20 protein-coding genes and 1 riboswitch are annotated in these 17,359 nt (G+C 54.7%); of the genes, 15 read left to right on the top strand and 5 right to left on the bottom strand.

What is annotated here, in order from left to right; all coding sequences use genetic code 11:
* Nucleotide 1 precedes the first annotated feature (1 nt).
* The 8 genes from recR (at nucleotide 2) to JUF11_RS07755 (ending at nucleotide 5,134) form a co-directional block, all read left to right on the top strand.
* Nucleotides 2-601, top strand: a complete 600-nt coding sequence (gene recR, locus JUF11_RS07720) for a recombination mediator RecR (RefSeq protein ID WP_204119087.1) — start codon at nucleotides 2-4, stop codon at nucleotides 599-601.
* Nucleotides 602-862: 261 nt separating this feature from the next.
* Complete coding sequence (locus JUF11_RS07725) at nucleotides 863-1,123, top strand: DUF2508 family protein (protein ID WP_204119088.1); 261 nt, start codon at nucleotides 863-865, stop codon at nucleotides 1,121-1,123.
* Nucleotides 1,124-1,230: 107 nt separating this feature from the next.
* Complete coding sequence (gene tmk, locus JUF11_RS07730; protein ID WP_204119089.1) at nucleotides 1,231-1,896, top strand: dTMP kinase; 666 nt, start codon at nucleotides 1,231-1,233, stop codon at nucleotides 1,894-1,896.
* Nucleotides 1,893-2,222 carry a cyclic di-AMP receptor DarA gene (gene darA / locus JUF11_RS07735; protein ID WP_125579839.1) on the top strand — a complete coding sequence of 110 codons (330 nt, stop codon included), beginning with the start codon at nucleotides 1,893-1,895 and terminating at the stop codon, nucleotides 2,220-2,222. Before tmk ends, darA begins: the two co-directional genes overlap by 4 nt.
* Nucleotides 2,222-3,196, top strand: coding sequence for a DNA polymerase III subunit delta' (holB, locus tag JUF11_RS07740; protein ID WP_204119090.1), 975 nt, complete (start codon nucleotides 2,222-2,224; stop codon nucleotides 3,194-3,196). The genes darA and holB overlap by 1 nt, the downstream gene beginning before the upstream one ends.
* Nucleotides 3,197-3,200: 4 nt before the next feature.
* Complete coding sequence (locus JUF11_RS07745; RefSeq protein WP_204119091.1) at nucleotides 3,201-3,539, top strand: DNA replication initiation control protein YabA; 339 nt, start codon at nucleotides 3,201-3,203, stop codon at nucleotides 3,537-3,539.
* A complete protein-coding gene (gene rsmI / locus JUF11_RS07750; protein ID WP_204119092.1) occupies nucleotides 3,539-4,396 on the top strand; it encodes a 16S rRNA (cytidine(1402)-2'-O)-methyltransferase in 858 nt (285 codons plus the stop codon). Before JUF11_RS07745 ends, rsmI begins: the two co-directional genes overlap by 1 nt.
* Before the next feature lie 15 nt (nucleotides 4,397-4,411).
* Nucleotides 4,412-5,134, top strand: a complete 723-nt coding sequence (locus JUF11_RS07755) for an acyl-[acyl-carrier-protein] thioesterase (protein ID WP_204119093.1) — start codon at nucleotides 4,412-4,414, stop codon at nucleotides 5,132-5,134.
* A gap of 13 nt (nucleotides 5,135-5,147) precedes the next feature.
* On the opposite strand, the gene JUF11_RS07760 is transcribed toward JUF11_RS07755, so the two are convergent.
* Together JUF11_RS07760 and JUF11_RS07765 are read right to left on the bottom strand one after the other, a co-directional pair.
* On the bottom strand, nucleotides 5,148-5,816 hold the full coding sequence (locus tag JUF11_RS07760; protein ID WP_204119094.1) for an endonuclease III domain-containing protein: 669 nt from the start codon (nucleotides 5,814-5,816) through the stop codon (nucleotides 5,148-5,150).
* Nucleotides 5,803-6,774 (bottom strand): asparaginase, encoded by a 972-nt coding sequence (locus JUF11_RS07765; RefSeq protein ID WP_270235408.1) that lies wholly within the window; start codon nucleotides 6,772-6,774, stop codon nucleotides 5,803-5,805. The genes JUF11_RS07760 and JUF11_RS07765 overlap by 14 nt, the downstream gene beginning before the upstream one ends.
* Nucleotides 6,775-7,071: 297 nt before the next feature.
* A riboswitch (THF riboswitch) is annotated at nucleotides 7,072-7,169 on the top strand.
* Nucleotides 7,170-7,203: 34 nt separating this feature from the next.
* On the opposite strand from JUF11_RS07765, the gene JUF11_RS07770 reads away from it, so the two are divergent.
* From JUF11_RS07770 to tsaD, 4 genes are all read left to right on the top strand, one after another.
* Entirely contained in the window at nucleotides 7,204-7,728 is a 525-nt protein-coding gene (locus JUF11_RS07770) for a folate family ECF transporter S component (RefSeq protein ID WP_204119096.1), read from the top strand.
* 390 nt (nucleotides 7,729-8,118) lie between these two features.
* A complete protein-coding gene (gene tsaB, locus JUF11_RS07775; RefSeq protein WP_204119097.1) occupies nucleotides 8,119-8,841 on the top strand; it encodes a tRNA (adenosine(37)-N6)-threonylcarbamoyltransferase complex dimerization subunit type 1 TsaB in 723 nt (240 codons plus the stop codon).
* A complete protein-coding gene (rimI, locus tag JUF11_RS07780) occupies nucleotides 8,825-9,358 on the top strand; it encodes a ribosomal protein S18-alanine N-acetyltransferase (protein WP_204119098.1) in 534 nt (177 codons plus the stop codon). Before tsaB ends, rimI begins: the two co-directional genes overlap by 17 nt.
* Before the next feature lie 12 nt (nucleotides 9,359-9,370).
* Nucleotides 9,371-10,393, top strand: a complete 1,023-nt coding sequence (tsaD, locus tag JUF11_RS07785; RefSeq protein ID WP_204119099.1) for a tRNA (adenosine(37)-N6)-threonylcarbamoyltransferase complex transferase subunit TsaD — start codon at nucleotides 9,371-9,373, stop codon at nucleotides 10,391-10,393.
* 55 nt (nucleotides 10,394-10,448) lie between these two features.
* On the opposite strand, the gene JUF11_RS07790 is transcribed toward tsaD, so the two are convergent.
* The gene (locus JUF11_RS07790) at nucleotides 10,449-12,389 is read right to left on the bottom strand and encodes an ABC-F family ATP-binding cassette domain-containing protein (protein WP_204119100.1); all 1,941 of its coding nucleotides are present in this window, start codon (nucleotides 12,387-12,389) and stop codon (nucleotides 10,449-10,451) included.
* Nucleotides 12,390-12,603: 214 nt separating this feature from the next.
* Here JUF11_RS07790 and JUF11_RS07795 point away from each other — a divergent pair, with 214 nt between their 5' ends.
* Nucleotides 12,604-13,269, top strand: a complete 666-nt coding sequence (locus tag JUF11_RS07795) for a redox-sensing transcriptional repressor Rex (RefSeq protein WP_204119101.1) — start codon at nucleotides 12,604-12,606, stop codon at nucleotides 13,267-13,269.
* 81 nt (nucleotides 13,270-13,350) lie between these two features.
* Here JUF11_RS07795 and JUF11_RS07800 read toward each other — a convergent pair whose 3' ends face one another.
* Both JUF11_RS07800 and JUF11_RS07805 read right to left on the bottom strand, forming a co-directional pair.
* Nucleotides 13,351-14,427 (bottom strand): LCP family protein, encoded by a 1,077-nt coding sequence (locus JUF11_RS07800; RefSeq protein ID WP_204119102.1) that lies wholly within the window; start codon nucleotides 14,425-14,427, stop codon nucleotides 13,351-13,353.
* Nucleotides 14,428-14,524: 97 nt separating this feature from the next.
* A complete protein-coding gene (locus JUF11_RS07805; RefSeq protein ID WP_204119103.1) occupies nucleotides 14,525-15,154 on the bottom strand; it encodes a CPBP family intramembrane glutamic endopeptidase in 630 nt (209 codons plus the stop codon).
* A 170-nt stretch (nucleotides 15,155-15,324) separates the two neighbouring features.
* Here JUF11_RS07805 and groES point away from each other — a divergent pair, with 170 nt between their 5' ends.
* Both groES and groL read left to right on the top strand, forming a co-directional pair.
* The gene (gene groES, locus JUF11_RS07810) at nucleotides 15,325-15,609 is read left to right on the top strand and encodes a co-chaperone GroES (protein ID WP_204119104.1); all 285 of its coding nucleotides are present in this window, start codon (nucleotides 15,325-15,327) and stop codon (nucleotides 15,607-15,609) included.
* Nucleotides 15,610-15,668: 59 nt separating this feature from the next.
* Nucleotides 15,669-17,294, top strand: a complete 1,626-nt coding sequence (groL, locus tag JUF11_RS07815) for a chaperonin GroEL (RefSeq protein WP_204119105.1) — start codon at nucleotides 15,669-15,671, stop codon at nucleotides 17,292-17,294.
* The last annotated feature ends 65 nt before the right edge of the window (nucleotides 17,295-17,359 follow it).

Genomic DNA, 17,359 nt, shown 5'->3' on the forward strand with positions numbered 1-17,359 from the left:
CATGCAATATCCTGCACCGATCGAAAAATTAATTGCCAGTTACATGAAACTGCCTGGCATTGGGAGTAAGACCGCCACTCGGCTGGCGTTTTACACCATTGATATGAATAAAGATGACGTTGACGCCTTTGCCACCAGTCTGACAGAGGCCAAGTCGAAGCTGCATTACTGCAGTATCTGCGGCAACATCACCGATGATGACCCGTGTGAAATCTGCCAGGACCAAGGCCGCGACCAAACCACCATTCTGGTGGTAGAGCAGCCCAAGGATGTCATGAGCATTGACCGCACCAACGAATACCATGGCCTTTATCACGTCCTTCATGGCGTGCTGAGCCCGATCGAAGGCCGCGGGCCGGAAGACCTCAACATCGAAAGCCTAATTACTCGCCTGCAAAAGCACCCGGAAGTTAAAGAAGTGATTGTGGCCACCAACGCCACCCCAGAAGGCGAAGCCACCGCCCAGTATCTGGCCCGGTTGATCAAACCCGCCCAGATTAAAGTCACCCGCCTGGCCCATGGCTTGGCCGTGGGGTCAGATATTGAGTACGCCGACGAAATGACCCTGCTGAAGGCCGTCGAAGGGCGGACGGAAATATAGGCAAAGGCGGTGGAGGTCGGCGGGCTTAGCTCGACGAGTAGCTTAGCAAGATGCTCAGGCCTTGGCCTCACGCAGCGCGACTGCGGTGAAATGGCAAACCACCTGACTTCCGCAGCCTAGTTGCGCTCCGCGGGGCAACGGATGAGTGTCTAGCTACGCCCAACGTCTCGAAGCCGAAAACCGGCTTCAATGCGTTGGGCTAGGCTAGCCATCATCCTAAGTGCGCCCCGCTCCGCAGCCTTTACCTGAAAGGAGTGCCTCATGTTTTTTCATAAATCAAAACCTTCGATCAAAGAAAATGCTGATCGCAATCTGATGCTTGAAGTCTACGTCGTCCGCGATAAAATGGCGGCGCAGCGCAAGTTGATTGCGAGCTTCCGGGAAGTGGATGAGCTGACCAAGGCGCAACTGAGCGTTCAGGCCGGGTTGTTCGACTTTTTGCACCGCGAAGCGCGCATTCGGCAGGTGTCCGGGGAGCTTGTGGCCCGGATTGCAGCGGCACATCTGGAAGAAAATCAATAACCCAATTAAAAGCCGGCAACGGCTTTTTTGCGTTGCGGCACTGGTGGTTTAATTTATGGCGGGTTTCAAGTAAACTAGAAGTAACACAGTAGAAGAGAGTGAATGTCGTGGCAGGAAGATTTATCACGTTCGAGGGGCCGGACGGAGCGGGTAAAACCAGCGTGTTGAATGCCCTAATGCCGGTGATTCAGGCGCATGTCGAGACCCCAGTCAAGTTGACTCGCGAACCGGGAGGCGCCGAGATTTCAGAAAAAATCCGCACCTTGATTTTAGATCCTGCCAACACGGCGATGGATGCCAAAACCGAGGCGCTGCTATATGCAGCTTCACGCCGTCAGCACCTGGTGGAAGTCATTCGCCCGGCGCTGGCCAAAGGGGCGCTGGTGATTTGCGATCGCTTCGTGGATAGCTCGGTGGCTTACCAAGGTGGCGGCCGGGAAATCGGGGCAGAAGCGGTGCTGGCGATGAACCAGTTTGCCACTGATGGCATGAGTCCCGAATTGACCATTTACCTGGACATTCCCAGCGCTGAAGGGTTAGCCCGAATCAAGGCCCATCGCGCCAGCCGGCAGTATGACCGGCTCGATCAAGAGCAGCTCGCGTTCCATGAACGCGTGCGCGCCACGTATTTGGCCTTAGCCCAAGCCCAACCGCAGCGCATCAAAACCGTGGATGCCAGCCAGCCCTTAGAAGACGTGATCAAAGCCTGTGAGGCGGTGCTCAAAGCCCATCTTGGCGCCGCTTGGCAGAGTTGCAAGGAGGAAACCTTATGAAGCTCATCATGGCCATTGTTCAAGATAAAGATAGCAACTTGTTGTCCAGCGAATTCATCGACGCTAATATTCGCGCCACGAAGTTGTCCTCTACTGGCGGCTTCCTGAAGTCAGGCAACACGACTTTCATCATCGGGGTCGAAGACGAACGCGTTGACGAAGTGCTGCAGATCATCAAAGAATCTGCCCAAACCCGGCGTCAGTTCATGACCCCGCCGGTGAACTTAGACGCCACTGCGGACAGCAGCATGGCTTACCCGATTGAAGTGCAAGTCGGCGGGGCCACGGTGTTCGTGCTGCCTGTTGACGCTTTCCATCAGTTCTAATGGCCAATCTGAATGTCCTGCAGCCCAAGCTGCTGGCGCAGTTTGAAGCAATTATCGACCGCGGTGAGCTGAGTCAGGCGTACATTTTCGCTGGTCCAGCCGGGGTGGGCAAGGCGGCGCTGGCGCAGTGGATCGCCCAGCGCCTGTTTTGTCAAAATGTCCAGGAAGGTCAGCCTTGCGGGCAGTGCGCAGAATGCCAGCGTGTGCTGTCAGGCAACCATCCCGATGTGGTGTGGCTGCAGAGCGATGCCAAAAGCATCAAAGTCGACGATATCCGCAACTTAAAAGCGGAAATGAGCAAAACCGGGGTCGAAAGCAACCAGCGGATCTTCATCGTCACCGATGCGGAAAAGCTCACCGCCGGCGCGGAAAATAGTCTGCTGAAGTTCTACGAAGAGCCAGTGCCAGGAATGACCATTATCCTCACCACCAGTGCTAAAAACCAGTTGCTACCGACGATTGTGTCCCGAGCGCAGGTGATTAACTTTCAGCCGGCGCCAGCGCAAGCGGTGATCGATCAGCTGATGGCAGCCGGGATTGCACCGCAACTGGCTAGTGTCGCCGGGCATCTGACTGCCGACGGCGCGGCGGCGCAGGCAATGGCTGAGGCACCGCAATTTGAAAAGCAGGTCGGGGCCGTATTGATGTTGCTCCGTAAAACCGCGGCGCAAGATCCGGAGGCCTTTGTGATGGTGCAGACGCAGCTCTTGCCTAATGCCAAAACGCCGGCTGACCAAAAACAGTTGCTGGCGATGCTGGCGCTAGGCTACGGCGACGCGCTGAACCGTCATTACCAAGTGCAGGCGCCGCAAGCTTTTGGCCAAGCCGAAGTGATTGAGCAGCTTAGTGAGCTCAGTGGCCCGGTGCTAAGTCGCGCGTTGGCTGCGATTTTGGCCGCGCAAATCAAGTTAGGCCAGAATGTCACATTTCAATCAGCAGTCGAGCAGCTTGTGTTAACACTGCTAGAAGGGTGATCACGTGGAGAAAAAAGATCTCTATGATAGTTTTATTCAACTTGAACATGATACGCAGGCGATTTTAACCAAAATTACCAGCCTGAAAGACGAGCTGGCGCATACCTTGGAGCATAATGCCGAACTCGAAATGGAAAACAAGCATCTGCGCGAGCACCTGGCGGAACTGCAAGATGGCAGTGAGAACGAGACGACTGGGGCGGTGGAGTTGTCCAAATCGAAGGCCAATCTGGAGAGCCTGTATAACGAAGGCTTTCATGTGTGCCCGTATTTCTATGGCCAGCGCCGCGTCGCGGATGAATCCTGTGCTTTTTGCCTTGATGTCATCTATGGTGAACATTAATGACCGCTGAGCAAATGGCGAGCTTTGCGCCCCATGAGACTGGTACCCTGTACCTAGTGCCGACGCCGATTGGCAATCTTGATGACATGACCTTCCGCGCAGTGAAGACCTTGCAGATGGTCGATTTGATTGCGGCCGAAGACACCCGCAACACGCAAAAGCTGCTGAATCACTTTGAAATTACCACCAAGCAAATCAGCTTCCATGAGCACAACACCCAAGCCCGCATTCCGGAACTACTGGCCAAACTGCAAGCCGGGCAAAACATTGCCCAGTGCTCTGATGCCGGGATGCCTTCGATTTCCGATCCAGGCAAGGAACTGGTGAAAGCGGCGATTGAGGCCGAGATTCCAGTGGTGCCGCTACCAGGCGCTAATGCCGGCTTAACCGCGCTGATTGCCAGTGGCATTGCCCCGCAGCCGTTTATGTTTTACGGTTTTTTGCCGCGTAAGGCTAGCGAGCAGCAGGCCGTCTTGGCGGCATTGAAGGATGAGCAGCAGGCGATTATTTTTTACGAGTCGCCTTATCGGGTGGCGAAAACCCTGGCAGCGTTGCAAGCAGGGCTGGGCGACCGCCAGGCGGTGCTGGCCCGGGAGCTGACCAAGAAGTTTGAGGAATTCATTCGGGGTTCCTTGACCGAGCTGATCGACTACGCCAAAGCAGGCGTGCGCGGTGAGTTCGTGATTATCGTGGCGCCAGGGGAACCAGTGGCGCCTGAGCGTAGCGCGGTGCCGCTGGCGGAGCAAGTCCAGGCTCTAGTTGATGGCGGTGAGCGGCCCAATGATGCCATCAAAGCCGTGGCAAAAAGCAATGGTCTTAAGAAACAAGCTGTCTACAACGAATTTCATGGGTTATAAGCAGGAGGAGATTATTTGGAGTATACAGAACCACTGACCGTGCCTTTTTTCCTTGGCACGAAAACCGGTGAGCTGACGCTTAGCAATATGGTCAATATCATGCTCCTGATTTCGGAAAAACAGCTCGACCAAATCGGCGCTGGCATGAGCGCCTTAGCCGAGCACGGGGCGGGGTGGGTGATCACCCAGTATCACATTGATATCACGCGGATGCCGAATGTGGACGAACCGCTGATTATTGGCACGCAGGCCACCAGTTACAACAAGCTGATGACCTACCGCGACTACTGGATTGAGGACCAAAACGGCCAGCGCATCGTGATGATGCACGGGGCCTGGGTGATGATGGATTTGACCAAGCGCAAAATCATCCCGATTATCACTAGCTTCCCTGAGAAGGTTGGGGCGGCTTTTGACACCAAGGTCGAGCGCTTCCCGCGCCTGACCAAGCGCACCGCATTCGACCAGACCCGGACCTATCGCGTGCGGTATTTTGACATTGACCGCAATGGCCATGTCAATAATGCGCACTACATGGACTGGCTCGAAGATGCACTGGGGGCGGATTTTCTCACCAGCCACCAGCCGCAGTCCGTGGACATCAAGTACGCACGCGAAGCCACTTACGGCACCACGGTGGATGCGGCAGTGACGGTAGAAGGCAAAACGTCCTACCATCAAATCAGTACCGATGGCGTGGTGAACGCTGAGGCCAAGTTAACTTGGCGGGTACGCTAAAAAAGCAGATTCCCTAGGGAGTCTGCTTTTTGGTTGGGCTCAGGTTCAAAGTGGTTCGGCTTAGAAAGCTGGCGTCAAAGGCGACTTGGCTTTTGACGGTTTTGCCGAAATTATCAATCAAGCCGTGAAATTCCTGTGCATCGGCCAGCGGCCACTGGACGACCGCAGTGGTCACTTGCGCCAGTTTGGAATAGGTGGGAAAAGGCTGGCCTAACCAGCCAAACAGCCGGCGCGCGTACAGGTCGGCGATGAAGGTCGGTTGATCGAAGGCGTAAAGTCGCATCGCATCAGCGGTTTCGTTGCCGATGCCAGGCAAGGCCAAGAGTTGCTGCCGCAGCTGGGCCGGCGGACGGCGGCCGATTGCCGCCAGGTCAAAGGCAGCGGGCTGCAGGAACTGGAAGAGCGCCATCAAGGCTTTGCTTTTATTCTGGTAAAAGCCGCTAGGGCGAATCAGCTCGATCCAATCAGCCTGCTTCAGCGCCGCCAGTTTTGCGGGGTCAAAGCCTGGCCCTTGTCTCAGGTTGGTTAAGCTACGATCAACATTGCGCCAGTTGGTGTTTTGCACCAAAATCGCGCCCACCAGAATTTCATATTTGGACTCGGCCGGCCACCAACCGGATGGGCCCAGTGCTGCGGCGAGGGTGTGATAAAGCGCGGGGAGGGTGAGGTTAGCTGACGGCATTGTTCACATACGCCGCCAAAGCGGCCCCGGTTTTGCCTGCTGACAACCCGACAATCAGCTTGATGCGCGCCTTTTGGCCATTCAGGCCGCGGCAGAAAATCACACCCATTTGTTTCAGCCCCACACCGCCGCCTTCGTAGTCGTAGATATCTTGCGCGATGCCATTGAAGCAGCGCGACACCAGCACGACTGGCACATTGCGGTCCAGCAGGCGCTGAAGGGCCGGCAAAGTGGCTGGCGGCAAATTGCCGGCGCCGAGCGCCTCAATCACGAGGCCAGCCGTATCAGCGGGCAAGGCATCGAATAGTGTGCCGTCCATGCCAGCGTAGGCCTTCAGTAAAAATACCGGCGCCTTGATTTCATCAATGGGACTGGTGGCTGTCCGCAGCAACTGCTGAAAGAACATCACGCCGTTTTTACCCACCAAGCCGATGGGGCCAAAAGTCGGCGTGCGGAAAGTGGCCACGTTGGTGGTGTGCGTCTTCGTGACGAAGCGCGCGCTGTGAATTTCGTCGTTCATCACCACCAGGCACCCCATGCCACCCGCCTGGTCGCTCGCCGCGACGCGAATGGCGGACAGAAAATTATAATCACCATCGGCCCCAATTTCATTGCTGGAACGCATCGCACCGGTGACCACGACGGGGATTTTCGCATCAGTGGTTAGATCCAGGAAAAAGGCGGTTTCTTCCAGCGTGTCGGTGCCATGGGTCACGACGACGCCATCAATCCCATTGGCTTCGGCCTCGCGAATGCGCAGACTCAGCTGCAGCATGTGCGCCGGCGTGATGTGCGGCGAGGGCAAGTTGAAGGCTTCTTCTGACGTGACCGCGACGTCTGGAAAATGAGTCGCCACGCCCAACAAGGGGTTGTTGACGCTTGGTACCACAGCGCCATCAGCATTTTCGGTCATCGAAATGGTGCCGCCGGTATGCAGAACTAGGATATGTTTCAAGATGCACCTCCAAGGATTGTGAATAAGTTTAGCTTAAGCGGCGCCTGCTTAAGATGCAACCGCTGGGCAACAAAAAAACCACCGTCAGGGCAGACGGTGGCTCAATGCCTCTGGGCGGAGGCTGTAACGCTTGGTTACAAAAACCAATATTAGCCGCCGCTGGTTAAAAGCGGTTTGGCAACCAGCAGGAAATAGGGAAAAGTTTCGTGTGAGTTTTCTCATAATTCCACCATGAAAATTATCTTTTGAGCAATGTTGCGTTTTCCAGAAAACCAAGTATGCTGTAGAAGTACCAAAAATCTAGGAGTAGGCATCAACGCGTCAAGTGCCGCCGGAACGGAATGTGAACGGTGGACGAAGATCAAGTGGATCGCGATGTTGGTGCCGCATTCGCCTGAGCAATTAGGCGTCTCCTCAAAGGAGATTGTCGTCATGGATGTTATTTCTTTTTCTGGCCCCAAAATGAAGGCCAGTCGCACGATTGTGTACATGGGGTTGTTGTTCGCTTTATCGCTGATTTTGAAGCGATTTACGTTTGGCCCCTCGTTTCTGCAGTTTGGCATCGCGTTTCTCGCCACCACGCTGATGGGCTATTACCTTGGTCCGGTGCTCGCGGCAGTTGACGCCGCGCTGGCCGATCAAGTCGGCACGATTTTAGGCGGGGGCATGAATTTTCCCTTATTTACCCTGAACGCCATCATCGCGGCGCTGATTTACGGCATGTTCCTGCACGGCCACAAAGTCACCTGGTGGCGGGTCTTGATCCCTGTCGTGTTGGTCGTACTGATTGTCAACATCTGGCTCAACACCTGGTGGATTGACCTGCTCGGCACCCAATGGCAAGGAATCATTGTACAACGCACCATCAAGAACCTCGTGATGATTCCTATTCAATGGTTCCTCACCTTCACCGTCTTAAAGACCTTGGAGCGGGTGCAACCGAGTCTGCACGCATAAGGTATGAAAGTCGAAGAGGCCAGAACAACTGGCCTCTTTTTTAGTGGGTAGGGTTTTACGGCAATGTTCTATGGCCTAAAATTTTGACCTTTTCTACGCGAAAACTGAGGGTTGTTGAGTCAGCGTAAGCCCAGGTAGTGAATCGCTAACGTAGGGCCGGCCAGCCGGAGCCGCCAGGGGCTCAGTGGTGAAATTGTTCTTAGCCAACTTGTTGGCTTAGAACAAGCCGCGACTTCAAGACAAGCATCGCTTGGCTCGAAGCGCTGGCCACCACGTTCCAGCCCCTGGCGGCGGAGGCTGGCCGACCCGGCAGTTAACTATTACCCCCAACTTTTCCAATTTTCAACGACAATGGTAGAATAGGAACCATTAGAAACGGAGGCCGACAAGATGAAGATTCTGGCGCTGGACACGTCCAACCAGGCAATGAGCGTCGCAGTGATGGTGGACGGGCAAGTGCTCGCAGAAATGACCCTGAACCGCAAAAAGACCCACAGCGAACAACTGCTGCCGACCATTGACCATCTGCTCCAACTTAGTGCCTTGACGCCAGAGGCCCTGGACCGCGTGGTGGTCGCTGATGGTCCAGGCTCCTACACCGGTTTGCGCATCGCTGTGACCACCGCTAAAACCTTGGCTGATACCTTGCAGCTAGAGCTAGTCGGCATTTCCAGCCTGGCCACGCTGGCCGCGGGCGCGCTGCGGACCAAAGACATCATCGTGCCGCTGATGGATGCCCGGCGCCAAAATGTATTTGCGGGCATGTACCAATGGCTGGACGGGGCGCTCATCAACGTGGCCGCTGATCGGCACGTTGCCCTAGAGCAATTACTGGCAGAGTTGGCCTTGCTGAAACAGCCGGTCACCTTCATCGGCGGTGATGTGGCTAAGTTTCGCGACGCAATCAAAGCGCGCCTCGGGGCCCAGGCCCATTTTGTTGATGCTGTATCGGCCTTGCCGCAAGCGGGGCGCCTGGCGCTGCTGGGCCAACAGGCGGCGCCGGTGCCACCGGCCACCTTTGTCCCGCGGTATTTGCGGCTCACCGAAGCGGAAACGAACTGGCTGAAGACGCATGACGATAAGGGGCACGCACCTTATGTTGAGAAAGTTTAAGCAATGGTTCGACCATGAACCACCCACTGAGTTAAGTTTTCCGGCGCAACCCTTGGTCATCAAGGGCCGTCAGTTTGAATTGCGCCGCATGACCAACCGCGACATCGATGAGGCGTTGGCGCTTGAAAAAGCCATTTATCACGATACCCCGTGGGATCGGATTGCGTTTTTATCCGAGCTACGGAAAGTGCAGCGCAACTTGTATCTGGTGCTGACCGCCAATGAGGTCATGGTGGCCTTCGTCGGCTGCTGGTTTGGCAAAGACGAGGCGCACATCACCAACATTGCCGTGGCGCCGGCCAATCAAGGCCAAGGTATTGGCGAAGCGCTGATGCAGGTGATGCTGGCCAAGGCCTATGAACTCGGGAGCGCCAAAATGACGCTGGAAGTGCGCACCGACAATCTGGTGGCGCAGAATTTGTATCATAAATTGGGCTTTACCGACGGCGCCATCAAAAAGGGCTATTACATCGCCACGCATGCGGACGCGATGGACATGACCAAGCCGTTGGATTAGAAAGGAACAACCATGAGCGAGCGCGAATTAATTTTAGCTTTTGAAAGCAGCTGCGACGAAACCTCGGTGGCAGTGGTGGAAAATGGCGTCACCATTTTGAGCAACATCATTGCTACCCAGATTAATTCCCATAAACGTTTCGGCGGCGTGGTGCCAGAAGTCGCCAGCCGCCATCATGTGGAGCAGATTACCGACTGCATCAATTTGGCCCTGGCAGAAGCCAAGGTCTCTTATGCGGACCTGACTGCCGTGGCGGTGACCTATGGGCCGGGGCTAGTTGGCTCTTTGCTGATTGGGGTCACCGCCGCCAAGACCGTGGCTTATGCGCACCATTTGCCCCTGATTCCGGTGAACCACATGGCAGGCCACATTTACGCAGCGCGGTTTGTGAAGCCGCTGGTTTATCCGCTGCTGGCCCTGATGGTGTCAGGTGGCCACACCGAACTGGTGATGGTCACCGCGCCAGGCGAGTTTGCCATTATTGGCGAAACCCGCGATGATGCTGCCGGTGAGGCTTACGACAAAATCGGCCGCGTGCTGGGGATTACCTATCCCGCTGGCAAGGAAGTCGACCGCTTGGCCCACTTGGGGCAAGACACGTTTCACTTTCCGCGGGCAATGGATGGGGAAGCCAACCTGGACTTTTCCTTCAGCGGCTTGAAGTCGGCGTTTATCAACACCGTGCATCATGCTGACCAAATTGGCGAAACCTTAGACCGCAATGACCTCGCTGCCAGTTTCCAAGCGGCAGTGGTGGATGTGCTGGTGGACAAAACCATGCAAGCCTTGCGCGAGCATCCAGTTTCGCAGTTGGTGATTGCCGGGGGTGTGGCGGCCAACCAAGGCCTGCGCGAAGCCATGACCGCGGCGCTGGCGACCCAGTTTCCTGCGGTCGACGTCGTGATTCCACCAGTCCGGCTGACCGGCGATAACGCCGCGATGATTGGGGCCGCCGCGCATATCGAACTGGCTAAGCAGCACTTCGCTGATGAAACGCTTAACGCCGTGCCTAACCTAAACTTTGCTCGCGCCTAACCAAAAAGGCCGTTTTCCCGCTGGGGAGAACGGCCTTTTACTTACCTGTAAACAGTTAACCTTCGAGATCTTCGAGCTTTTGGCTGGCTTCGGCCCAGGCTTCTTCAGTGTCGTTGATGGCCTTTTGGTTGGCTTCCAGTTTGGCCTGCAGCTTTTGCATTTCGACGTAATCACTGAGCGCCGCTGGGGCGGTCATGGCGGTTTGAATGTCGGTGGCCGCCTGGGCGAGGTCATCGAGCTGGGTTTCCAGCTTCTCGACCTCGCGTTGCAGTTTGCGGACTTCACGCTGATTTTGCTTGCTTTGCTGGTAGTCGACGGCGGCGCCACTCGCCGCTGGGGTCGCCGCGGGGCCAGCTTGTTCGGCCTTGGCAGCTTCAACTTCAGCCAGCTTTTCCTGGTAGTAATCCCAGTTGCCTAAGTAGAGGTCTGAGCCGTCAGGGCTGATGGCCACAATGCTGGTGGCCAGCTCGTTGATGAAGTACCGGTCGTGGGAAACGAACAGCACGGTGCCGTCAAAATCAGCCAGTGCTTCTTCTAGCACTTCCTTGGAGTTGATATCCAAGTGGTTCGTGGGTTCGTCCAAAATCAGGAAGTTGTCATGCTTGAGCGAGAGCTTGGTTAATTCCAGCCGGGCTTTTTGGCCGCCAGACAAATCACCGACGCGTTTTTCGATATCGTTGGCGTCAAATAAGAAGGCGGCCAAGGCGGCGCGGACGCTTTGCTCGGTCATCAGGGGATGTTCATCCCAGATTTCGTTGATGACGGTTTTGTCCCAGTGGAGCTGATGCTGGTCCTGATCATAGTAACCGGTGGTGACATTGGTGCCAAACTTGGCGCTGCCGGCCAAAAATGGGATTTGGCCCAGCACACTTTTGAGCAGTGTCGACTTGCCGACGCCATTGGGGCCAATCACAGCAATGCGATCGCCTTTGTTGACCTGAAACGAGATGGGGCCGGCCATTGGGGCATTGGGTTCGTAGCCCACCGTGGCGGTTTGCACCTTGAGCACCTCGTTGCCGCTGGTTTTCTCGGCAGAGAAGCGGAAGTGGACCGTTTTCTCGGCACCACTGGGGCGCGGCAGTCGGACCATTTTCTCCAGCTGCTTGCGCCGGGCCTGCGCCTGTTTGGTGGTGCTGGCCCGGACAATGTTTTTGTCGACGAATTCTTGCAGCTTCTGAATTTCCTCTTGCTGCTTGTTGTAGGCCTTCCACGCCAGGGCCTTGTTGTCGGCTTTTTGCTTCAGGTAGCCGGTGTAATTGGTGGTGTAGTGGATGGTCATGGTGGCCGTTAGTTCATAAATCTCGGTCACCACATGATCGAGGAAGTACTGGTCATGGCTGACGGTCAAAATCGCACCGCTGTAGCCTTTCAAATAGCCTTCCAGCCAGGTCAGGGTATCGATATCCAAGTGGTTGGTTGGCTCGTCTAAAATCAGCAGGTCGTGTTTTTCCAGCAGCAACTTGGCCAACGCGAGGCGGGCGCGTTCGCCGCCGGAAAGGGTTTTGATTTTATGGTCAAACACGGATTCCGGGAACTGGAAGCCATGCAGCACACCGCGAATTTCGGCGCGGTAGCCATAGCCGTTAGCGGCCTGGAAGTCATGCTGAATTTGATCATATTGAGCCATAGTTTGATCAAAGGCTGCCTGATCTTTGGCCAAGCTGGGGTCAGCGATTTTGGCTTCCAACTCGTGCATCCGCTGCTCCATTTTAATCAGCGGCGTGAACACAGTCAGCATTTCATCAAAAATCCCGCGATCAGAATCTAGCCCTGAATCCTGGGCCTGATAGCCAATCGAAACGTCATGCGCCAGCGTCACCTGGCCGTCATCTGGGGGATTAAGGCCGGCGAGAATCTCCAGTAGCGTGGTTTTACCGACGCCATTAGGGCCTACCAGGCCGATGCGGGCGCCGGTTTGGACCTCGAGATTGATGCCGGTGAATAGGTCGTTGCCGTTGAAGGTGCGGCCGACCCCTTGAGCTTGCATGATAATCATGCGTGGAACCTCCTGTCGTTGCGCTTGCTGCAGCAAGCATACATACTTCCAGTGTACCATACTGCGCCACTGGGCCCAGCTGGGGTTCGTGAAATAAATTGAACAAGCAAAGCGACTTTGCTTGCTTCCAAGGGGAAAAGCGGTTACTATCAAATAGAAAGCATGCCGTATATTTCACAAAGTAATGCGGCAGAGATCGAGGAGGATTCATCATATGGCTGAAACCATTATTCCCAAGGCAACGGCAAAGCGCCTGCCGCTTTACTACCGGTACCTGAACTTTCTCGCCAATTCCGGGACGACCAAAGTGTCATCAACCGAACTTTCTGAAGCCGTCAAAGTGGATTCCGCGACCATTCGCCGCGACTTCTCCTATTTTGGGGCTTTGGGCAAACGGGGCTATGGCTACGATGTCATGGACCTACTGAAGTTTTTCAAAAAAATCCTGAATCAAGACCGCCTCACCAACGTCGCTTTGGTTGGGGTGGGGAATCTTGGCCACGCGCTGTTGAATTACAACTTCCGCCAGGCCAATAACATCCGTATTTCGGCTGGTTTTGATGTCAATCCAGCGCTGGCTGGCACCATTCAAAGTGGCGTGCCGATTTATCCGATGTCCGAACTGGTAAAACAGCTCAAGGACCAGCAAATCGAGATCGTCATTTTGACGGTGCCAACCGATGCCGCGCAAGGCATCACCGATAACCTGGTGGCTGCTGGTATCAAAGGCATCATGAACTTCACGCCGCTGCGGATTTCGGTGCCAAGCTATGTGCGGGTACAAAACGTTGATTTGGCCACTGAGCTGCAGACCCTGATTTACTTCCTGGATCACTATGGTCCAACCCTGCAGGATACCGACGAAGACGATATTGAATAGACTGACTCAAACGACTCGCTTGGCGGGTCGTTTTTGCGTGGCAGGGTAAACAAAAAAGCCCGCACACTGGCGGGCTTAGCATTATAGATCCGGATTATAGAGCACGTAGGTTTGCGCCGCGGCATTATCAAAATTGAAATTGGTATTGGCATTGTTTTCGCGGACGTTCTGGTTGGTCAAGGTTTCAGTTTGCAGACCCAGCGCTGTGCGCAGCAGATCGGAAACTCGCTGCAGTTCGGTGGTCGATGGAATCTGGTAAGACGATGGCCCAGGATAAACCCAAGCGTCATGGCCTTGCAGGGTGGTGGAGGTAATCTTCTTCGCCGCACTGCGATAGTTCGTGGCCAGCGCCATCATGTCATTAAATGATAAGTTGGTGCGCATGTTGCTCGAAACGGTCTTCAGTAGCTTATCGAAGTTCTTCAAGGTGTCGGTGGACAGGGCCTTTTTGACAATGGCCTTGATCACCTGTTGCTGACGTTCTTGACGGCCATAGTCACCTTTAGGATCTTGATGCCGCATGCGAGCGTAAGCCAAGGCTTCGGCGCCATTCAGGTGCATTTTGCCTTTGGTGAACTTGTAATTGCCGACTTTCGGGTCTGACCAGGAGAAGGCGACATTGACATCAACCCCGCCCACCGCATCAACAATTTTTTCCAAGGCGCCCATGTTGACGGTTAAGTAATACTTGATCGGCACATTGACCAAACTGCTGCTGGTATTCACCGCCATTTTGGAGCCGCCGATTTCGTAAGCGGCATTGATTTTCTGCATGTTGAACGACTTGGTGCCAATCATCTTCGCTGCGGTGTCGCGGGGGATGGACACCATGGTGGTGGTTTTTTTCTTGGGATTGACCACCGCCACAATCATCGTGTCGGAACGGCCGGTTTCACTGCGGCCCAAGGCACCGGTGTCCACGCCTAGCAGCAAAATCGCAAAGGGCTTCTTGGCCTTAATGGTTGCTGCCACTTGACTTTGGTCGCCATCTTCGGTGCCAATGCCATGGTAAGTGGAATCGACAGCGTACTTGGCTTGGGAATACAGCCGCAGTCCATAAGCGCCAACGCCTACCAACAGCGTGGTGATGACAAGCAACAAGATTTTAAGTAAGGGCCGGCGGGGGCGGTTGCTCCGGCGGTTAACGCGACTATCCATAAGGGTCCTCGGCTTTCGTTTTTTTCTATTGTAGAAATATTTTGATTAAACGCACGACTTCGCTGGCGAATTTAACGCAGGCTTAATGATTGCAGGGTTAATGGACGAACGCGTACCCTAGGGTCAAGGCCAGCATGCCAATATGGGCAATTAGCGGGGTTTCGACGCTACCGGTTTGCCGATACAGGTAGGCATAGGCGATACCGACCAACGTGGCAGTGAGCCAATGGGCCGGGTCAGTGGCTAAGGCAAACAGCAAGCCCGATAGCAAGGCGGCGCCAAATGTGCCAATCACCCCGGCCAAATTACCGAAAATCACGCGGCGAAAGGCCAATTCTTCCAGCAGTGGCCAAATGACAATCAGCACTAGCGCATAAAGCGGCAAAGTGTGCAGCGTGGTGGTGGCCTGGGTTAACGTCGGCGCTGCGGTGTGAAACAGCAAGTTCTCGAGCCAAGTGCCGAGCAGCTGGATCACCAAGACAATGGCAATGCCCGTCACCCCCCAGATGACCCGACTTTGGGCACTGGCCACGCCTGGGGTTTCAATCGCGTTAGCAACCACCAGCTGGCGGTCGCAGCGCCAGGCCCAAATCGCCGCCACGAGGCCGAGGCCGATTATCAGCCACAGCCCGGCTTGGCCTGGCAGAAAGGCGAGGGCTAACTGTGATAACACTAGTAGTCCCACGTAGAGGCCGAGGATTTGTGCAGCATGTTTTTTGAGTGACAAGAAAGGTGCCTCCTTCAATGAACCCGTCTGAGCCGTTCTTTTCACCAAGTATAACAGAGTGGGGTAAAAGGGTTGCATTCGCAACCGAAACTGGTTATAGTATCTATTGTAGTTAGCACTTAAGACATAAGAGTGCTAAAACAAACTTAAACATGTATGGAGGGATCGCTTTGTTAAAACCATTAGGAGATCGCGTGATCGTCAAAGTCGTTGAAGACGAGGAAGAAACCGTTGGCGGTATCGTCCTGGCCAACAACGCTAAGCAAAAGCCACAACAAGGTAAGATTGTGGCCGTTGGCGAAGGCGGCGTTACACCAGAAGGTAAGCGGCTGCCACTGAGCGTCAAGGAAGGCGACACGATCCTGTACGATAAGTATGCCGGCTCCGAAGTGAAATACGAAGGTGACGATTACTTGGTCCTGCACGAAAAGGACATCATGGCCATCGTTGAGTAAGCAAGAGTTCAGACTCCTGCTCGTCATTAACTAAACTATATATGAGGTGAAAGACACAAATGGCAAAAGAAATTAAGTTTGGTGAAGATGCCCGCCGCTCCATGCTGGAAGGCGTCGATAAGTTAGCAAATACCGTTAAAACCACCCTTGGGCCTAAAGGTCGCAACGTGGTTTTGGATAAGTCTTACGGTGCTCCAGAAATCACCAACGATGGTGTGACCATCGCCAAGAGCATCGAATTAGAAGACCACTACGAAAACATGGGTGCCAAGTTGGTTGCCGAAGTCGCAACCAAGACCAACGACATCGCCGGTGATGGGACCACCACTGCGACTGTTTTGGCCCAAGCCATCATTCGTGAAGGCCTGAAGAACGTAACCGCCGGTGCTAACCCCGTTGGCATCCGCAAAGGGATCGAAGAAGCAACGAAGACTGCGGTTGATGAATTGCACAAGATTTCCCACAAGGTCAACGGCAAGAAAGAAATCGCGCAGGTTGCTTCCGTTTCTTCTTCCAGTCCAGAAGTCGGCGATTTGATTGCTGACGCCATGGAAAAAGTCGGTCACGACGGCGTTATCACCCTTGAAGAAGGCAAAGGGATTCAAACTGAGCTTTCCGTTGTTGAAGGGATGCAGTTCGATCGCGGCTACCTGTCCCAGTACATGGTGACCGATAACGACAAGATGGAAGCTGACCTCGACAATCCTTACATCTTGATTACTGACAAGAAGATCTCCAACATCCAAGACATCCTGCCTTTGCTGCAAGAAATCGTGCAACAAGGCAAGGCCCTCTTGATCATTGCTGATGACGTTGACGGTGAAGCTTTGCCAACCTTGGTCCTCAACAAGATTCGTGGGACCTTCAATGTCGTTGCCGTTAAGGCCCCTGGCTTCGGCGATCGCCGCAAGGCTCAGCTGGAAGACATCGCTGCTTTGACTGGCGCCACTGTCATCACTGGCGACTTGGGTCTGGACCTGAAGGACACCAAGATCGATCAGCTTGGCCAAGCCGGCAAGGTGACGGTAACCAAGGACAACACCACGATTGTTGAAGGCGCTGGCGACAAGGATGCCATTGCTGAACGCGTGGCCACCATCCGCAAGCAAATCGACGAAACCACCTCTGACTTTGACAAGGAAAAGCTGCAGGAACGTTTGGCTAAGTTGGCCGGCGGGGTTGCTGTGATCCGTGTTGGGGCCGCTACGGAAACCGAACTGAAGGAACGCAAGTATCGCATTGAAGATGCCTTGAACGCTACCCGTGCTGCGGTTGACGAAGGCTACGTTGCTGGTGGCGGTGTTGCTTTGGTCAACGCTGCTAAGGCAGTCGCTGACCTGAAGGAAGACGGCGACGTCCAAACCGGGATCAATATTGTCCTGCGTGCTTTGGAAGAACCTGTCCGTCAGATTGCCACCAACGCCGGGCTGGAAGGCTCCGTCATTGTTGAACGCCTGAAGCACGAAAAGACTGGCTTTGGCTTCAACGCTGCTACCGGCGAATGGGAAGACTTGGCTGAAGCCGGCATCATCGACCCAACTAAGGTAACCCGTTCTGCTTTGCAAAACGCGGCCTCAGTTGCTGCTTTGCTGCTGACCACGGAAGCGGTTGTGGCTGATAAGCCAGAACCAAAGACTGCTGCGCCAGCGCAACCAGACCCATCTGGCATGGGCGGCATGATGTAATCTAACCAGGCTGCTACCAAAGGCTCCCGCCTTTTGGAGCGCAACTATTAAGAACGGTGACTTGC

This window comes from Lacticaseibacillus suilingensis (assembly GCF_016861845.1).
GTDB classification, from domain to species: domain Bacteria; phylum Bacillota; class Bacilli; order Lactobacillales; family Lactobacillaceae; genus Lacticaseibacillus; species Lacticaseibacillus suilingensis.

Excerpts from the sequence above, each read along its gene's own strand:
- recR (WP_204119087.1), top strand. The coding sequence starts at position 2 with ATGCAATATCCTGCACCGATCGAAAAATTAATTGCCAGTTACATGAAA.
- JUF11_RS07725 (WP_204119088.1), top strand. The coding sequence starts at position 863 with ATGTTTTTTCATAAATCAAAACCTTCGATCAAAGAAAATGCTGATCGC.
- darA (WP_125579839.1), top strand. The coding sequence starts at position 1,893 with ATGAAGCTCATCATGGCCATTGTTCAAGATAAAGATAGCAACTTGTTG.
- holB (WP_204119090.1), top strand. The coding sequence starts at position 2,222 with ATGGCCAATCTGAATGTCCTGCAGCCCAAGCTGCTGGCGCAGTTTGAA.
- rsmI (WP_204119092.1), top strand. The coding sequence starts at position 3,539 with ATGACCGCTGAGCAAATGGCGAGCTTTGCGCCCCATGAGACTGGTACC.
- JUF11_RS07760 (WP_204119094.1), bottom strand. The coding sequence starts at position 5,816 with ATGCCGTCAGCTAACCTCACCCTCCCCGCGCTTTATCACACCCTCGCC.
- JUF11_RS07770 (WP_204119096.1), top strand. The coding sequence starts at position 7,204 with ATGGATGTTATTTCTTTTTCTGGCCCCAAAATGAAGGCCAGTCGCACG.
- tsaB (WP_204119097.1), top strand. The coding sequence starts at position 8,119 with ATGAAGATTCTGGCGCTGGACACGTCCAACCAGGCAATGAGCGTCGCA.
- rimI (WP_204119098.1), top strand. The coding sequence starts at position 8,825 with ATGTTGAGAAAGTTTAAGCAATGGTTCGACCATGAACCACCCACTGAG.
- tsaD (WP_204119099.1), top strand. The coding sequence starts at position 9,371 with ATGAGCGAGCGCGAATTAATTTTAGCTTTTGAAAGCAGCTGCGACGAA.
- JUF11_RS07790 (WP_204119100.1), bottom strand. The coding sequence starts at position 12,389 with ATGATTATCATGCAAGCTCAAGGGGTCGGCCGCACCTTCAACGGCAAC.
- JUF11_RS07795 (WP_204119101.1), top strand. The coding sequence starts at position 12,604 with ATGGCTGAAACCATTATTCCCAAGGCAACGGCAAAGCGCCTGCCGCTT.
- JUF11_RS07800 (WP_204119102.1), bottom strand. The coding sequence starts at position 14,427 with ATGGATAGTCGCGTTAACCGCCGGAGCAACCGCCCCCGCCGGCCCTTA.
- groL (WP_204119105.1), top strand. The coding sequence starts at position 15,669 with ATGGCAAAAGAAATTAAGTTTGGTGAAGATGCCCGCCGCTCCATGCTG.